11 protein-coding genes and 1 riboswitch are annotated in these 15,471 nt (G+C 71.6%); of the genes, 6 read left to right on the top strand and 5 right to left on the bottom strand.

The window, feature by feature from the left end; genetic code table 11:
* The first annotated feature begins 85 nt into the window (after window positions 1–85).
* Window positions 86–221, top strand: a riboswitch (SAM riboswitch).
* Window positions 222–231: 10 nt separating this feature from the next.
* Window positions 232–1,518, top strand: a complete 1,287-nt coding sequence (thrC, locus tag ACFYL6_RS32130; protein WP_387176983.1) for a threonine synthase — start codon at window positions 232–234, stop codon at window positions 1,516–1,518.
* Between the two features lie 253 nt (window positions 1,519–1,771).
* Window positions 1,772–2,791: a GNAT family N-acetyltransferase gene (locus ACFYL6_RS32135; protein WP_387176984.1), complete on the top strand. Its 1,020-nt coding sequence runs from the start codon at window positions 1,772–1,774 to the stop codon at window positions 2,789–2,791.
* A 9-nt stretch (window positions 2,792–2,800) separates the two neighbouring features.
* On the opposite strand, the gene ACFYL6_RS32140 is transcribed toward ACFYL6_RS32135, so the two are convergent.
* Complete coding sequence (locus ACFYL6_RS32140) at window positions 2,801–4,990, bottom strand: hypothetical protein (RefSeq protein WP_387176985.1); 2,190 nt, start codon at window positions 4,988–4,990, stop codon at window positions 2,801–2,803.
* Between the two features lie 223 nt (window positions 4,991–5,213).
* On the opposite strand from ACFYL6_RS32140, the gene paaN reads away from it, so the two are divergent.
* Window positions 5,214–6,887: a phenylacetic acid degradation protein PaaN gene (gene paaN / locus ACFYL6_RS32145; protein WP_387176986.1), complete on the top strand. Its 1,674-nt coding sequence runs from the start codon at window positions 5,214–5,216 to the stop codon at window positions 6,885–6,887.
* An 88-nt stretch (window positions 6,888–6,975) separates the two neighbouring features.
* Here the strand turns inward: paaN and ACFYL6_RS32150 are convergent, their stop codons facing one another.
* Window positions 6,976–7,506 (bottom strand): GNAT family N-acetyltransferase, encoded by a 531-nt coding sequence (locus tag ACFYL6_RS32150; protein WP_387176987.1) that lies wholly within the window; start codon window positions 7,504–7,506, stop codon window positions 6,976–6,978.
* Between the two features lie 318 nt (window positions 7,507–7,824).
* On the opposite strand from ACFYL6_RS32150, the gene ACFYL6_RS32155 reads away from it, so the two are divergent.
* The 3 genes from ACFYL6_RS32155 (at window position 7,825) to groL (ending at window position 11,250) form a co-directional block, all read left to right on the top strand.
* Window positions 7,825–8,028 (top strand): cold-shock protein, encoded by a 204-nt coding sequence (locus ACFYL6_RS32155; RefSeq protein WP_196920002.1) that lies wholly within the window; start codon window positions 7,825–7,827, stop codon window positions 8,026–8,028.
* 277 nt (window positions 8,029–8,305) lie between these two features.
* Complete coding sequence (locus ACFYL6_RS32160; protein WP_387176988.1) at window positions 8,306–9,355, top strand: hypothetical protein; 1,050 nt, start codon at window positions 8,306–8,308, stop codon at window positions 9,353–9,355.
* Window positions 9,356–9,627: 272 nt separating this feature from the next.
* Window positions 9,628–11,250, top strand: a complete 1,623-nt coding sequence (gene groL, locus ACFYL6_RS32165; RefSeq protein WP_030490078.1) for a chaperonin GroEL — start codon at window positions 9,628–9,630, stop codon at window positions 11,248–11,250.
* A gap of 56 nt (window positions 11,251–11,306) precedes the next feature.
* On the opposite strand, the gene ACFYL6_RS32170 is transcribed toward groL, so the two are convergent.
* The 3 genes from ACFYL6_RS32170 to ACFYL6_RS32180 form a co-directional block, all read right to left on the bottom strand.
* Entirely contained in the window at window positions 11,307–11,555 is a 249-nt protein-coding gene (locus ACFYL6_RS32170; protein ID WP_387176989.1) for a hypothetical protein, read from the bottom strand.
* Between the two features lie 78 nt (window positions 11,556–11,633).
* Window positions 11,634–12,569, bottom strand: a complete 936-nt coding sequence (locus tag ACFYL6_RS32175; RefSeq protein ID WP_387176990.1) for a GNAT family N-acetyltransferase — start codon at window positions 12,567–12,569, stop codon at window positions 11,634–11,636.
* Window positions 12,570–12,638: 69 nt separating this feature from the next.
* A complete protein-coding gene (locus tag ACFYL6_RS32180) occupies window positions 12,639–15,281 on the bottom strand; it encodes a S8 family serine peptidase (RefSeq protein ID WP_387176991.1) in 2,643 nt (880 codons plus the stop codon).
* Window positions 15,282–15,471 lie beyond the last annotated feature (190 nt).

Consider the following 15,471-nt stretch of genomic DNA (forward strand, 5'->3'; position numbering starts at 1 on the left):
GGGATACCGGCGGTTCGCTCACACCGTGGGATCTGCGGTAGCAGCGGCCGACAGCGTTGTCCTAGACTCGACGGCACAACTGAATACCTCATCCAGAGGGGCTGAGGGATACGGCCCGACGACGCCCCGGCAACCACCCCGCGCGCTCACCGCTGAGCGACCCGCGGGGCAGGTGCCAATTCCGTCCCCGCCGCACCGTGCGATGCGGGGAAAGATGAGAGGACTCTCGACATGACGTCGACGCTCGTCACCTCCGGCATTGACACCTCCGCCAGCCCCGCCCGCGCCCTGGTCTGCCGTGCCTGTTCGGCCCGCTACCCGCTCGCCGCCCAGCACGCCTGTTACGAGTGTTTCGGCCCGCTGGAAGTCGACTACGACACCGCCGCACTGGCCACCGTCACCCGCGAGCAGATCGAGGCCGGCCCGAACAACATCTGGCGGTACGCCGCACTGCTCCCCGCCGGTCAGGACCCGGCCACCCGGGTCACCCTCGACCCGGGGCTGACCCCACTGGTGGCGGCCCCGCTCCTCGCCGCCGAGTTGGGCATCACCGCGCCGCTCTGGGTCAAGGACGACAGCGCCAACCCCACCCACTCGTTCAAGGACCGGGTCGTCTCGGTGGCGCTCACCGCAGCCAAGGCGCTCGGCTTCACCCGGTTCGCCTGCGCGTCGACCGGCAACCTGGCCAACTCGGTGGCCGCCCACGCCGCCCGCGCCGGGGTGCCCTCGGTGGTCTTCATCCCCAGCGACCTGGAGCAGGGCAAGGTCATCACCACCGCCGTCTACGGCGGCGAGCTGGTCGCCATCGACGGCTCGTACGACGATGTCAACCGGCTCTGCGGCGAGCTGGTGGAGACCGACGAGTTCGAGGACACCGCGTTCGTCAACGTGAACGTCCGGCCGTACTACGCGGAGGGCTCCAAGACCCTCGGCTACGAGGTGGCCGAGCAGCTCGGCTGGCGGATCCCCGCGCAGGTGGTCATCCCGATGGCCAGCGGCGAGCTGCTCACCAAGATTGACAAGGCGTTCTCGGAGCTGGTGGAGATCGGCCTGGTCGAGGCACCGGCCGACGGCTGGAAGGTCTTCGGCGCGCAGTCCGCCGGCTGCAACCCGATCGCCGTCGCCCTGCACGCCGAGACCGACACGATCATCCCGGTCAAGCCCACCGGCATCGCCAAGTCGCTCAACATCGGCGACCCGGCGGCCGGCCTCTACGCCCTGGAGGCGGTCCGCCGCACCGGCGGCTGGATGGAGTACGTCGACGACGACGAGATCCGTGCGGGCATCCGCGACCTGGCCCGGACCACCGGGGTCTTCGCGGAAACCGCGGGTGGGGTGACCGTGGCCGTACTGCGCAAGCTGGTCGAGTCCGGTCGGCTCGACCCGACGGCCGAGACCGTCGTTTTCAACACCGGCGAGGGCCTGAAGACGATCGACGCGGTGGCCGGCCAGGTCGGGCCGACCCACCACATCAAGCCCTCGCTGCGCGCCGCCCGCGACGCTGGCCTCCTCGGCTGACCTCGGGGGCCGAGTGGATCAGTCGGTAACTGGGTTTTCGCTGTGAGTGTGGAAAACCCGCCGCTACGGACTTGACGACAGGAACCGGACGGCGCAAGATGCTCCGTGCGGGAGGGCATTTCGCCGAAGACTTTTGAAGTTCTTGCGACCCAACGCCGGAGGCGTTGTGCGAGTGCCCCTCCCGACCACGTTCGATCGGGCCAGCGATTAATTCGCTGGCCCGATCGCTTTTCCGAGGCGCACGCTCACCGGCATGAGCATCACCATCGCGTCGTTCGACGGCGCCGACCGGACTTCCGTCGACGAGGCGTACCGGATCGGGGTGGCGGTCAACGACGGGGATCTGCCGGACCTGCCGCCCTTCTGCCGGCGCCGCTTCGACGCGCTGTTCCACACGCCGTTGCCCGGCACCCGGACGCTCTGGGCGCTGGCCCGACTGCACGGCGTCCCGGCCGGCTTCCTACAACTGGACCTGCCGCAGCTCGACAACACCGACAACGCCACCGTCGAGCTGAAGGTGCGCCCGGAGCTGCGGCGCCGGGGCGTCGGTCGGGCACTGCACGAGTACGGCGTACGGGTCCTGCGCGAGCACGGGCGCAAGCGGGTCGTCGGGCTGACCGTCTCCGCGTTGCCCGACGGGCCGCCCCGGAGCGTGGCGGGCGACGCGTTCGCCGCGTCGACCGGCGCCCAAGCCGTGTTGGTCGAGGTGCGTCGCCGGCTGGAGATCGCCGACATCGACCGGGTCGCGCTCCGCGCGGCACTCGTCGAGGCCCAGCCCAGGGCCGCGGGGTACCGATCGGTGTGCTGGCAGGGCGCCACCCCGCAGGAGTATCTGACGGACATCGCCTACCTCGACGGCCGGCTGATGATGGACGCGCCCCTCGGTGACATGCAGTGGGAGCCGGAGCAGGTGGACGCCGAGCGCATCCGCGGCACCGATCGGGCCCTGGAGGCCAAGGGCCGCCGGCGGTACCACCTCGCAATGCGGCACGAGGCTTCCGGCCGGCTGGTCGCCTGGACACTCCTGGAGGTTGGCGCCTCCGCCGACTGGCACGCGTTCCAGCAGATCACCATCGTCGACCCGGCCCACCGTGGGCACCGGCTCGGCCTCATCGCCAAGGCGGAGAATCTGCACCATCTGCTCACCCACGAGCCGGCGGTGCGGAGCATCGACACCATCAACGCCGCCAGCAACAGCTACATGGTGGCGATCAACGAGCAGCTCGGCTTCCACCCGGTGGACTCCTGGACCGACTGGCAGCTCACCCTCTGAGGCAGCCGTTCACTCGGCCGTTTGTTCCAGGCGCCCGACCAGCTCGCGGATCGCGGCGTGGAAGTCGTCGTCCGGTGTGAACCGGTGGCCCTGCACCGGTGGGGGCACGGTGTCGGTCGGTGGGATGAGCAGTCCCTTCGGATCCCGTACCCGACGGTCGACCCGGGCGGCCGGGTCGTCGGATCCCTGAACGAACGGGACGAACACCGGTCCGCCCACCGCGTCGGTGTACCGCCACAGGTTGATCCACCGCCAGGCCAACCGACTGCCGACCTCGCGCACCATCTCGTCGCTGACGTACGCGGGGAAGATCCGCCGGTACCGGTTGCCGAGCGGAGAGCCGTAGGTGAGCAGGGCCACCCGCCGGCGGCAGTGGTCGGGGAGTTGGAGGACCGTCACGGCCGCGAGCACGCTGCCGTGGCTCTGCCCGGACAGCACCACCCCGTTCCCGTCGGCGGTGAGCTGGCCGATCCGGCGGGTCAGCTCCGGTACCGCCCGCTCGACGTAGCAGGGCGGGGCGAGTGGATGCGCGGCACGCGGCCAGAAGGTGGCCAGCTCCCAGAGCACCCCGACCAGCCGGATCGCGCCGGATCGGTAGGCGACAAGTCCCATCACGGCGAGGACCGTGGCGAACAGCCCGATCAGCAGGGCCCCCAGGTCGGTCACGAAGATCACCGGGCGGGCCAGCGACTCGCCGCCGAGTCGTCGAGCGAGCGCACCCGGGCCGGGACCGATCACCGAGAGCCCGGCCGCCGCCAACGTGAGCAGTGCCAACACCACGTACGCGGTGGCCAGCAGCGGCCCGAGCCGATCCGTCAGCCGGGCTCGCACGATCGCGTCGCGGACGGCCCGGACCCGTTCCGGGGTCGCCCGGGAGGCCTCCGGATAGTCCCGCCGGACCAGTTCCTCGGCCTCCCGACGGCGGCGATTCCGGCGAATCCGGGGTACGAGCAGGGCCGTCACGACCACCAGGAGCACGGCCAGGGTGAAGCCGAGGGTGACCCACCGGTAGGCGATCGGCGGCGACAGCGGCGGCGCCCCGGGCGGCAGCGGCCGGGCGGGCGTCGGGCTGGAACCACGGTCCAGATACTCGGCGAGGCCGTAGGTCAGCCCGGAGGAGTAGGCGACGCCCAGCCCGATCGCGACGGTTGTCAGCACCGGCGCGCCCAGACCGGCCAGCAGGAAGAAGGGGCGAGGCAGGGCGCGGCGCTGCACCACCACCAGGCCGAGCATCGCGAGCAGCGCCACCTGCCCGGCGAACAACCCGGAGACCGCCATCCCGTACCCCGGCAACATTCCCTCGGCCGTCCACGGCGGCCGTGGCAGCAACGCGTACCCCAGGGTCAGTGCGGTGAGCGCGATGGCCGCCCAGCGGATCGTCCGCGCGCTGCGCTGGTCGGTCTCTCCGCGCCGCTCGATCGCCGGCCGGCAGAGCAGCACCACCGCGCCGGCGAGCAGCGCCACGTCCGCGCCCAGCAGCAGCCAGCCGGGCACTGTGGCGTCGTGCGGTGCCAACGCCAGCAGCAGAGTGATGTCGAGCGTGCCCAACGCCACCGCGACGTGGACCGAGCGCAGTCGGCGCAGCAGCGAGCGGGTGTCCCAGAAGGCGGGCGCGTCGAGCCGGTCCGCACCCACCCCGGGCGGGTGGTCGCTGTCCTCGGGGAGCTGCCAGGTCCGGGCACCGAGCCGCCAGATCAGGACGATCGCGATGATCGGTGGTACGGCCAGCAGCGCGAGCCGCTGCCCGGGCGGCACGCCACCCAGCCAGGACAGCTCCCGCCGCCCCTCCAGACACCTCGGGTAGGCCGCGCACTGCCAGGCGATCAGATCGAGGGACACCCCGACTGTGGAGAGCACGTACATAGCGGTCATCGTCGCGGCCAGCAGTCGGCACAGCGCCCGCGCCGCACGGCCGCCGCGACCGGTGACCGGCAGCATCCATACCGCGATGTTGCTGAGCATGAACGGCAGGAGCAGGACAAGGGAGAACGTCCGGGTCGCCGTGCCGCCGGTCAACCGGCTCCAGCGGTACGCCTCAAGCGTCACCCCGTCGCGGTCGGCGGGGGCACCGTAGCCGGGCCGCGGCCGGTAGAAGCCGGCGTTGTCGTCTCCGGCGACCCGTGCGACGATCGGCCGGTCGAGGATCGCCTCGGGCCCCTTGTCGGCGACCCCGTGCACCCGGATCTCGGTGATCCTCACCCGCCGCCCTCCCCTGGCCGGCTTCTCCTGGCCGAAGGCCCGCGGTTACCCGCTGCCGTCACCAGCAACCCCGCGGCCCTTGGCGCTTCCGCTCCGGAACTCGACTGCGGCATGAGCCGCTGTCGGGCATTCGCGCTACTGCTCGCGGACCGGACTCAGGCATGAGCCGCTGTCGGGCATTCGCGCTACTGCTCGCGGACCGGACTCAGGCATGATGGCGGGCATGACGGAGACCCCGCATCCCCTGTACGACAGGCACGCCGACACCCTCAACCGTGCGCTGACCGCGATCACGGAGCGGGGCTACTGGTCCGCCTACCCCGAATCCCCCAGCCCCCGGGTGTACGGCGAGACCGCCGCCGCCGACGGCAAGGCCGCCTTCGAGGCGTACCTCGCTGGTGACTTTCCGCTCGACCAGCCCGGCGCTGGCGCCCGGGTCGCGACCGAGACGAGCCCGTTCGGGGTGGATTTGGCGGTGCGGTACCCGCACGCCGGCCCCGGCGAACTGGTCAACGCCGCCTCCGCCGCGCTGCCGGCCTGGCGCGACGCCGGCCCGCAGGCCCGGGTGGGCGTCTGCCTGGAGATCCTCGACCGGCTGCACAAGCACATCTTCGAGCTGGCAAACGCGGTGCAGTTCACCAGCGGGCAGGCGTTCGTGATGGCCTTCCAGGCCGGCGGCGCACACGCGCTGGACCGGGCGCTGGAAGCGCTGGCGTACGCGTACGCCGAGATGACCCGGCACCCGGGCACGGCGGGCTGGGAGAAGGCCGCCGGCAAGGGTGACCCGCTGCGGATGACCAAGACGTTCCACGTGGTGCCGCGCGGGGTGGCGCTGGTGATCGGCTGCAACACCTTCCCGACCTGGAACTCGTACCCCGGGCTGTTCGCCTCGCTGGTCACCGGCAACCCGGTGATCGTCAAGCCGCACCCGCGCGCGGTGCTGCCGCTGGCCATCACCGTGAAGTACGCCCGGGAGGTGCTCGCCGAGGCCGGGTTCGACCCGAACCTGATCATGCTGGCGGCCGAGGCGCCCGGTGAGAAGCTCGCCAGCGACCTGGCCCTGCACCGCTCCGTCAAGATCGTCGACTTCACCGGCTCCACCGAGTACGGCGACTGGCTGGAGACGCACGCCCGGCAGGCATCGGTCTACACCGAGAAGGCCGGCCTCAACACCGTCGTCATCGACTCCACCGACGACTTCGCCGGCATGTGCCGCAACCTCGGTTTCACGCTGACCCTCTACAGCGGGCAGATGTGCACCACCTCGCAGAACATCCTCATCCCGGCCGGGGGCATCGAGACCGACCAGGGGCACAAGAGCTTCGACGAGGTGGCCGGCGGGATCGCCGCCGCGGTCGGCAAGCTCACCGCCGACCCGGCCCGAGGCGTGGAACTGACCGGCGCCATCGTCAACGACGGGGTGCTGGAGCGACTGGCCGAAGTGACCAAGGTCGGCGAGCCGGTGCTGGAGTCGCGGGCCGTGACCCACCCGTCGTACGCCGACGCCGTGGTGCGCACCCCGACGATCGTGAAGCTGACCGCGGACGACGCGGACACGTACGGCCGGGAATGGTTCGGGCCGATCTCGTTCGCCATCGCCACCGACTCCACCGCGCACAGCCTGGAACTGCTGCGCCGGACGGTCGGCGAGAAGGGCGCGCTCACCGCCGGGGTCTACTCGACGGACGAGACCGTGCTCGACGCGACCGAGGCGGTGGCGGTCGAGGTCGGGGTGCACCTCTCCTGCAACCTCACCGGCGGCGTCTTCGTCAACCAGTCGGCGGCGTTCTCCGACTTCCACGGCAGTGGGGCCAACGCGGCGGCCAACTCGGCGCTGACGGACGGGGCGTACGTGGCCAACCGATTCCGGATCGTGCAGTCTCGGCGGCACGTCTGAGTTTCGGTAGCTACTCTCGGTGATCAAGAGGTTTGCGTCAACGCCAGCTCTGTTTCTGACGCAAACCTCTTGATCACCGGACCAGGGGTCAGGCTGGGCGGCGCATTTGTAGTTCGGTGAGGGCTGGGATGGTGGGGTGGGGGACCCGTACCCCGGTGTCCTTGAAGCCCAGGCGCTGGTAGGCGCGGTAGGCGCGGTCGTTGCCCACCACCACTTCCAGCAGCAGCTCCGGTCGGCCACAGGCTCGCGACCAGGCGGCCACCCCGTCGATCAACTCGCCGAGCAGTCCGCTGCCGCGCCAGGTCGGCGTGACGTACACGGCGTAGATCACGGTCAGCCCGGGTTCGTTCGGAGCGGTCGTGCCACCGGCGTGCCCGACCAGCCGGCCGCCCGGGTCGGCGATGAACTGCGCGTTGCTGAGACCGGCCGAGGTGTACGCCACCCGGGCGGCGAACTCGTTGTGCGGTCGGGCCGCCGCGTCCGCCAGGGTCTCCAGGAAGGCCAACGGCGCGTCGGCCAGCATCTCCAGGCGCAGCGCCCGCATCCGGGCGGCGTCCTCCGGCCGGACCCGGCGGATCTCCGCGAGCCGCGGGGCCGGCGAGCCGATATCGGTGGTCATGTCCGCATGCCTACCACAGCGGATGGACGCGGTTTCCGTGAGCTGTGCCCGGTTGCCGTCACCGCCCGGCGGCCCTTTGGCCCACTCGTAATGACGCGCGCGAATCCCGGCGGATCGGGAACCCGGCTGATCATTGCGGTTGAGACGCCCCGAAGTGTGTCCGATTTGTGGCCGTGCGCGGCCGTCACTGCTCGTGTAACGTGCGATTTCGGTCACCTGACTCAATGGCGGTCATCGATTGCTGAGTCGGTGGTCGGGGCGCCCGGCCGCGCCGTGCGCCGGGTCAGGCAAGACCGCGCAGAGTGAGGGAAGTGCACCGTGGCACAGGGCACCGTGAAGTGGTTCAACGCCGAAAAGGGCTACGGCTTCATCGCCGTCGACGGCGGTCAGGACGTGTTCGTCCACTTCTCCGCGATCGAAATGGACGGTTACAAGGCGCTGGACGACGGTCAGCGGGTCGAGTTCGAGGTTGCCCAGGGCCAGAAGGGTCCGCAGGCAGAGCACGTACGCGTCATCGGCTGAGCTTCCTGGCCGATCGGCCCGTGATTCGGGGCTGCGGCAGGGGCGCGTAGCCGGGAAGATCGTGAACCGTTCCAGCCGATGCCGAGGAGCGTTCATGACCGACCAGCCACCCCCGCCCACTCCGTCCCCCGGGTCGGGGGAGCCGGACCCGTCCGACCCGTCCTCGCCCGTCGGCGACCCTGGCCACGCCGGTCCGCCGCCTGGTTGGGGGCCGGGCGCGCATCCGGCTGGTCCGCCCGCCGGTCAGGCCGGTCCGCCGCCTGGTTGGGGGCCGGGCATGCATCCGGCTGGTCCGCCCGCCGGTCAGGCCGGTCCGCCGCCTGGCTGGGATCCCGCGCAGGGCGCCTGGGGTGCGTCTCCGCCGCCGCAGGGCTGGGCGTTCCCGCCCACCGGGGGTTACCCGCCCGGGTCGGGCCCCTATGGCGGGCAGCCGTGGTATCCGGGGCAGCCGGTTGGCTGGTACCCGCCGGGTTACGGGTTCGACCCGAACGACGCCCTGGTCACGCCGCCCGGCGCCGGCATCGGCGGCTGGTTCGGCCGGTGCGGGGGAGCGCTGCGTCGGGGCTGGCGACAGTTGGTGCCGATCATGCTGCTCACCCAGGTGTTGCCGGCGGCGGTGCTCTCGGTGATCGCCCTCGGGGTGGACCCGTCGGCGAAGTGGGCCGCCCAGGCCGAGTCGAATCCGAGCCCCGTGCTCCCGGACAACTTCGCCGCCGAGCTGGGGAGCCTCCTTCTCGTCCTGGTCGGCGGCAGTCTGTTGGTGGGCGTGGTGCAGGCCGTCGGGTGGGCCTCGGGCAGCTGGGTGATCACCCGGCAGGCCGCCGGCCAGCCGGCCAGCCTGGAGTCGGCGCTGCGTTACGGCCTTCGTCGCGCGCTCGGGCTGTGGGGCTGGACCCTGTTGATCAGCCTGCTCATCGGCGTCGGTGTCTGTTTCTGCGTGCTGCCGGCCATCTATCTGGCGTTCGCGCTGAGCATGGCCGGCCCGGTCTACCTCTTCGAACGCCACAACCCGATCGGTCGCTCGTTCCGGATGTTCCACGACCGGCTGGGCCTGCTGCTCGGTCGGGTGGCCCTGGTGGCGCTGGCGGTGATCGTCGTCAGTGTGGTCTCCAGCTCGCTGGAGGGGGTGGGCACCCCGGCGTTCGGTACGGATCCGTTCGCGTCGCCGGGTACCGCGGCCGGGGCGGTGGTGGTGATCGGGATCACCGCCGTGTTGGCCCTGCCGGCCCACCTCGCCCAGTTGGTCGGTCTGTTGGTGACATACGCCGAGCAGCGCGCCCATGAGGCGCCGGTGAACACTCCCGGACTGGCCGCGGAACTCGGCTGAGCGGCCCCATCGTGCTTGCACTCGGCAGGGGAGAGTGCTAAACAAGTCATTGGCACTCGCATACCGTGAGTGCCAACGGTCGGGACGGTGGGGCCAGGTTGCACCGGTGTGGAGACACCGGGGCAGCACATGGCCGGTCGTCGCGGGCTATCCGGCCCGGCCGAAGGACGTCGTCGTCGCCAGGTGGCGACGTCCCTAGGTGCGCACACCAGGCGGCCCATCCGGGGCACACATCTCGGGTGGCCCGTGAGTGTCCAGGAGGACAACGCCGTATGGCCAAGATGATCGCTTTCGACGAAGAGGCTCGCCGCGGCCTCGAGCGGGGCATGAACCAGCTCGCCGACGCCGTAAAGGTGACCCTCGGCCCGAAGGGCCGCAACGTCGTGCTCGAGAAGAAGTGGGGTGCCCCCACCATCACCAACGATGGTGTGAGCATCGCCAAGGAGATCGAGCTCGAGGACCCGTACGAGAAGATCGGCGCTGAGCTGGTCAAGGAGGTCGCCAAGAAGACCGACGACGTTGCCGGTGACGGCACGACGACGGCGACCGTCCTGGCCCAGGCCCTGGTTCGCGAGGGCCTGCGCAACGTGGCCGCTGGCGCCAACCCGATGGCCCTGAAGCGGGGCATCGAGGCTGCGGTCGCGAGCGTCTCGGAGGAGCTGTCCAAGCTCGCCAAGGACGTCGAGACCAAGGAGCAGATCGCCTCCACCGCCTCCATCTCCGCTGGCGACAGCACCGTCGGCGAGATCATCGCCGAGGCGATGGACAAGGTCGGCAAGGAAGGCGTCATCACCGTCGAGGAGAGCAACACCTTCGGGCTGGAGCTGGAGCTCACCGAGGGTATGCGCTTCGACAAGGGCTACATCTCGGCCTACTTCATGACCGACCCGGAGCGTATGGAGGCCGTCTTCGACGACCCGTACATCCTGATCGCCAACAGCAAGATCTCGTCGGTGAAGGACCTGCTCCCGATCCTGGAGAAGGTCATGCAGTCGGGCAAGCCGCTGCTGATCATCGCCGAGGACCTGGAGGGCGAGGCCCTCGCCACCCTGGTGGTCAACAAGGTCCGTGGCACCTTCAAGTCGGTCGCCGTCAAGGCGCCGGGCTTCGGTGACCGCCGCAAGGCCATGCTGACCGACATCGCCATCCTCGCCGGTGGTCAGGTCATCAGCGAGGAGGTCGGCCTCAAGCTCGACGCCGCCAGCCTCGACATGCTGGGCCGCGCCCGCAAGGTCGTGGTGACCAAGGACGAGACCACCATCGTCGACGGTGCCGGTGACGCCGAGCAGATCCAGGGCCGGGTCAACCAGATCCGGGCCGAGATCGACAAGAGCGACTCCGACTACGACCGGGAGAAGCTGCAGGAGCGGCTGGCCAAGCTGGCCGGCGGCGTTGCGGTGATCAAGGTCGGCGCGGCCACCGAGGTCGAGCTCAAGGAGCGCAAGCACCGCATCGAGGACGCCGTTCGCAACGCGAAGGCCGCCGTCGAGGAGGGCATCGTCCCGGGTGGTGGCGTCGCGCTGGTTCAGGCCGGCAAGACCGCCTTCGACAAGCTCGACCTGGTCGGCGACGAGGCGACCGGTGCGAACATCGTCAAGGTCGCGCTGGACGCCCCGCTGCGGCAGATCGCCGTCAACGCCGGCCTCGAGGGCGGCGTCGTGGTGGAGAAGGTCCGTAACCTCGAAGCGGGTCACGGTCTGAACGCCGCCAACGGCGAGTACGTCGACCTGCTGGCCGCGGGCATCATCGACCCGGCCAAGGTGACGCGCTCGGCGCTGCAGAACGCCGCTTCCATCGCGGCGCTCTTCCTCACCACCGAGGCCGTTGTCGCGGACAAGCCGGAGAAGACCCCAGCTGCCCCGGCTGGCCCGGGTGGCGGGGACATGGACTTCTGAGTCCAGTTCCGACACCGAACGGGGCGGGCCGCTGACGCGGTCCGCCCCGTTCGTCGTCAGGTCGGTAGTGGGCGCTGGTTGCGCCGTTTCTGTGCCCGGTTGTACGGCGGAAGCAGTTGGATCGGCGCGTCCACCATCTCCTGCGGCTCCTCGGCCACCGACGGCTCACCGTTGGTGGTCATCTCGGCCAGTTGCTCCGCGTCGCCGTAGTCGAGCCGGTCGAACGGCAGTTGGCCGGGGAGTTCACCCACCGGTTTCCAGGTGATCGGCGGGCCGTCCTCGGTCTGGTTGTCATCCGTGGTCATGGCTGCCTCCTCTACCGAAACGGTAGGGGGCGTCGATGGCCGATGCGGGCGAATGGATCTATGTCCTGTTTGCCCCGGTTACGCCATCGGTAGGGTTCGCCGGTACAAAAAGAACACCCGCTCGATCCGCGCACCCGCGCTGCCCGAGTAGAACGGCACCGGTCCCACCCAGCCAATCTGTGCCCGGTCCAGCCCCGCCGCCCGCTGGTCGCGCAGGCAGCGCCGCAACAGCACCCCACCGATGCCCGACCCCTCCGCGGCCGGCGCGGTGCCCATCGGCCCGAACCAACTCGGCCGGGACGACCCGTACGCGGCGAAGCCCAGCACCTCGCCGTCCCGCTCCGCCAGGTGGCAACCGGCGTCGGCGCGCCCCACCGACCCGGCCAACTCGCCATCCCACGTGCCCCCGAAGGTGGACCGGGCGAACGCCGTCAGCGCCGGCAGGTCCGCTGGCTCCGCCCGGCGTACGGTGACGCCCTGGTCGGCCAGCCGGCGCTCGGCAGCCTCGGTGGACCGCAGTGCCGGCGACCCGTCGTACGACAGGTCCGCGGTCATGTTCCAGCCGGTCCGATCCTGGTGGTAGCCGAGCGCGAGGGCGGCGCAGACCGCCGGCGTGTAGCGGACGTCGATGCCCGGCCACGCGTAGTAGGGCGGGTTCCCGGCCAACAGCACCTCGGTCGCCCCACGTTCGGCGAGCACCCGCTCGGCCCGTTGGAGCAGCGCCCGGCCGACACCCCGACGCCGCTGATCCGGGAGGACCGCGACCAGGTCCACGTGCCCGACTCCCGGCTCGGTCGACGACACCGAGCAGATCAGCACCCCGATCAGGTCCGCACCCCGGTACGCGCCCAGCCCGACCACGGGCCGGTCGGCGGTGGCCCGGGGCCAGAGCACGTCCACGATGGAAGCCGCCTCGGCGGCGTCCTCGGGCAGGTCGAGTGCCTGCTGGCAGAGCTGTACGACGCTGGGGGCCAGGTCGGCGGTCAACTCGGTGACGGTGATCTCGGCGTCCATGGTCGCCGACCCTAGATCACCAGCTCAAGGGCCGCACCCCCGGCTCAACGCTTCAGGAAGGAAACCTTCCTACTGCTGGGCGGCGCGAACGGCGGCGTAGGCGTCGACCTGCCCGGCGCCGGTGACGTTCGACGGAGCACCGCAGGCGTCGGAGGGGTTGTCGGAGCGGTAGGTGGGGGTCGCCGCCGTGGTGGTGTCCCGGAGGATCTGCCGGGTGCGGGTCACGTCGCCGACCAGCGCCGGGTTCGCCGACCACATCAGCGCGACCACCCCGGCCACCTGCGGGGTCGCCATCGACGTGCCGTCCAGCGCGGCGTACGTGCCGCCCGGCATGGCCGACACCACGCCCACCCCCGGTGCCAGTACGTCCGGCTTACCCGAGCCGCCCGGCACCGGCCCGCGCGAGGAGAACTCGGCGACCCGTCGCTGGGCGTCCACCGCGCCCACGGTCAGCACGTCCGCGTACGGGGCTGGCGGATCGTCGATCGACGCGCACCACGGGCCGGTGTTGCCGGCCGCGGCGACCACGAAGATCCCGGCGGCGTCCAGGGCGGCGGTGGCCGGTCGCAGGACGCGCTGGTCGCAACCCTCGATGGACGGGCAGCCCCACGAGTTGGTCAGCACCTGCGGGGCGCGCTCCGGGCGGCCGTCGGTGAAGGGGTCGCCACCGGCCGGGAAGGGCGCCAGCATGAACTGGAGACAGTCCAGGTAGTGCCCGGGGCTGCCGAGGTTGCGGTCCAGGTTGACGCAGCCCACCCACTGCGCGTCCGGTGCCACCCCGATGCCGTCCCGCCCGACCGCGCTGCCCACCGTGTGGGTGCCGTGCCCGCCCTGGTCGGTCGGGCTCCGGGTGTCGTCCCACGGGTCGTACCAGGAGTCGTCCCCACCTCGGAATCCGGCTCGTAGCGCCGGATGGGTGCCGTCCACCCCCGAGTCGGAGCTGCCGACCACGATGCCCGTACCGGTGACCCGGAGTTGGGACCACACCCGGTCGGCGCCGATCTGGCGGATGTTCCACTCCGGGCCGGTGGGCCTGGGCGCGCTGCCCCGGCTCTGCCCGGCCGGGGCCGGCAGCGGGCGCAGACGCTGGCTGACCAGCACCCGGGCCACCTCCGGTCGGCGGGCGAGCCAGGCCCGCACCGTCGGGCCGCCGTCCACCTCGACCGCGTTGACCAGGTAGTACGACACCGGGTCGAGGCGCAGCCGGTTCAACCCCCGCAGCAGGTCGTCCTGACTCTGCTCGGCGGTCGTCACCAGCCGCCGGTAGACCTCCGCCGCGCGGGCGTCCCGCCCGGCCTGACCCGGCGCGCCGGCCGGGAGATCACTCAGGTCGGCCTGCGCGCGCAGCACCACGAACAACCGCTCGCCGTACAGGCCCGGCTGACCGGGGCCGAGGTCGACCACGCCGAACGCCACCAGCAGCACCACGGCCGCCGCCGCGGCGACCCGCCTGTCCGGGGTACGTGCCGTCGGCCGGGCGAGCAGCACCCCGTACCCGATGGCGACCAGGACCGCGACGGCGAGCCCGACGCCGGCGGCGGCCGCCACCCAGAACGGAACGTCCCGGGTGCCGACCAGCAGCAGGGTGATCTCTTCCGGGTCGGTGAAGGCCAGCGGGCCGAGCGCGGCCAGGCCCACGAGCCACCCGGTCGCCGTTCGGCCGGCACGCGCGGCCTCGGCCGGGTCGGCGGTGGGCCGCCAGGCCGCCGCCCAGAGCGCGGCCAGCGCGAAACCCACCGGCGGCAGGGTCAGCAGCGCGGGCAACTGCGCGCCGGACTGGCCGGTCCCGGCCGCGAGCAGCAGCAGCGCCACCCCGGCGACCAGGCCGCCGACCAGCACCAGCCGAGCCGGCCGGGGCGGTCGCCCGACCGCGAACGGGGACCAGAAGGGGGCGTCCAGCAGAGTCGCGGCCAGCACACCGAGCGCGGCGGCCGCCAGCAGCGCTAGCGCGGTCTCCAGGAGGCCGCCGAGCGCACCCAGCCAGGCCCACGGCAGCAGCAGCGCCAACCCGGCGGCGACCGCGAGCAGCGGCACCGGGCCGAGCCGGAGCGGGCGTCGCTGGTGTCCGACCGGCTTCGGGCTCCCGGTGGCCTCGGGCCGCGTGGCGTCGCCGTTTCCGGTGGCCTGAGGCTGCGTGGTGTCGCCGTTTCCGGTGGCCTGGGGCGGCGTGGGGTCGCCGTCTCCGGTGGCTTCGGGCCGCGTGGCGTCGCTGTTTTCGGTGGCCTGGGGTCGCGTGGCGTCGCCGTCTCCGGTCGGCGCCGGGCCGCCGACCGCGCCAACCAGCCCGGGGTACGCCCACCGGCGCGCCGACCAGCGCACGGCGAGCGCGCTGAGCAACGCGGCGCCGGCCAGCGCGGCGAGGTACGCCTCGTGGTGCACCGGCGGCACGACCCGCAGCAGTGTGAGCACGCCGAGCGCGAGTGCCCCGATCAACCAGGCCCGCCCGGTGGCCCGGACCGCGGCGGACCGGGGCACCAGGGCCAGCAGCAGGGCGGGCGTGCCGGCCAGCACGACGCCGGCCAGGCCGAGCACCGGCCAGAGCCAGCCGAGTCGGTCCCGCCCGAAGCCCAGCAGCACCTGGTCGGTGAGCCAGCCACCGGTCTGGGTACCCACGGTGACCGCGACCGTCCAGCAGCCGACCAGCACGGCCGCGACCACCGGCCACGGAGAACTGCGGTCGCTCAGTCCGGGTCGCGCAGGTTGACCTTGCATCCGAGAACCTTACGACTACGACGGAGGGTTTCGACCCGACCGACGGGTTCCGTGAATCGAAGAACCGTAGAGATCTTGGACAGTTTCCGTCAGCGGCTGACTGTGCTGTCCCGAGACATGTGTCAAGGGGAAGTCCCGATAGATGTGTCATGAGTTGTTGATCAGGCTGCTCGGGTGAGGCTGATGTAGG

The sequence above is a fragment of the Micromonospora sp. NPDC007208 genome (assembly GCF_042869175.1).
Classification (GTDB): domain Bacteria; phylum Actinomycetota; class Actinomycetes; order Mycobacteriales; family Micromonosporaceae; genus Micromonospora; species Micromonospora foliorum.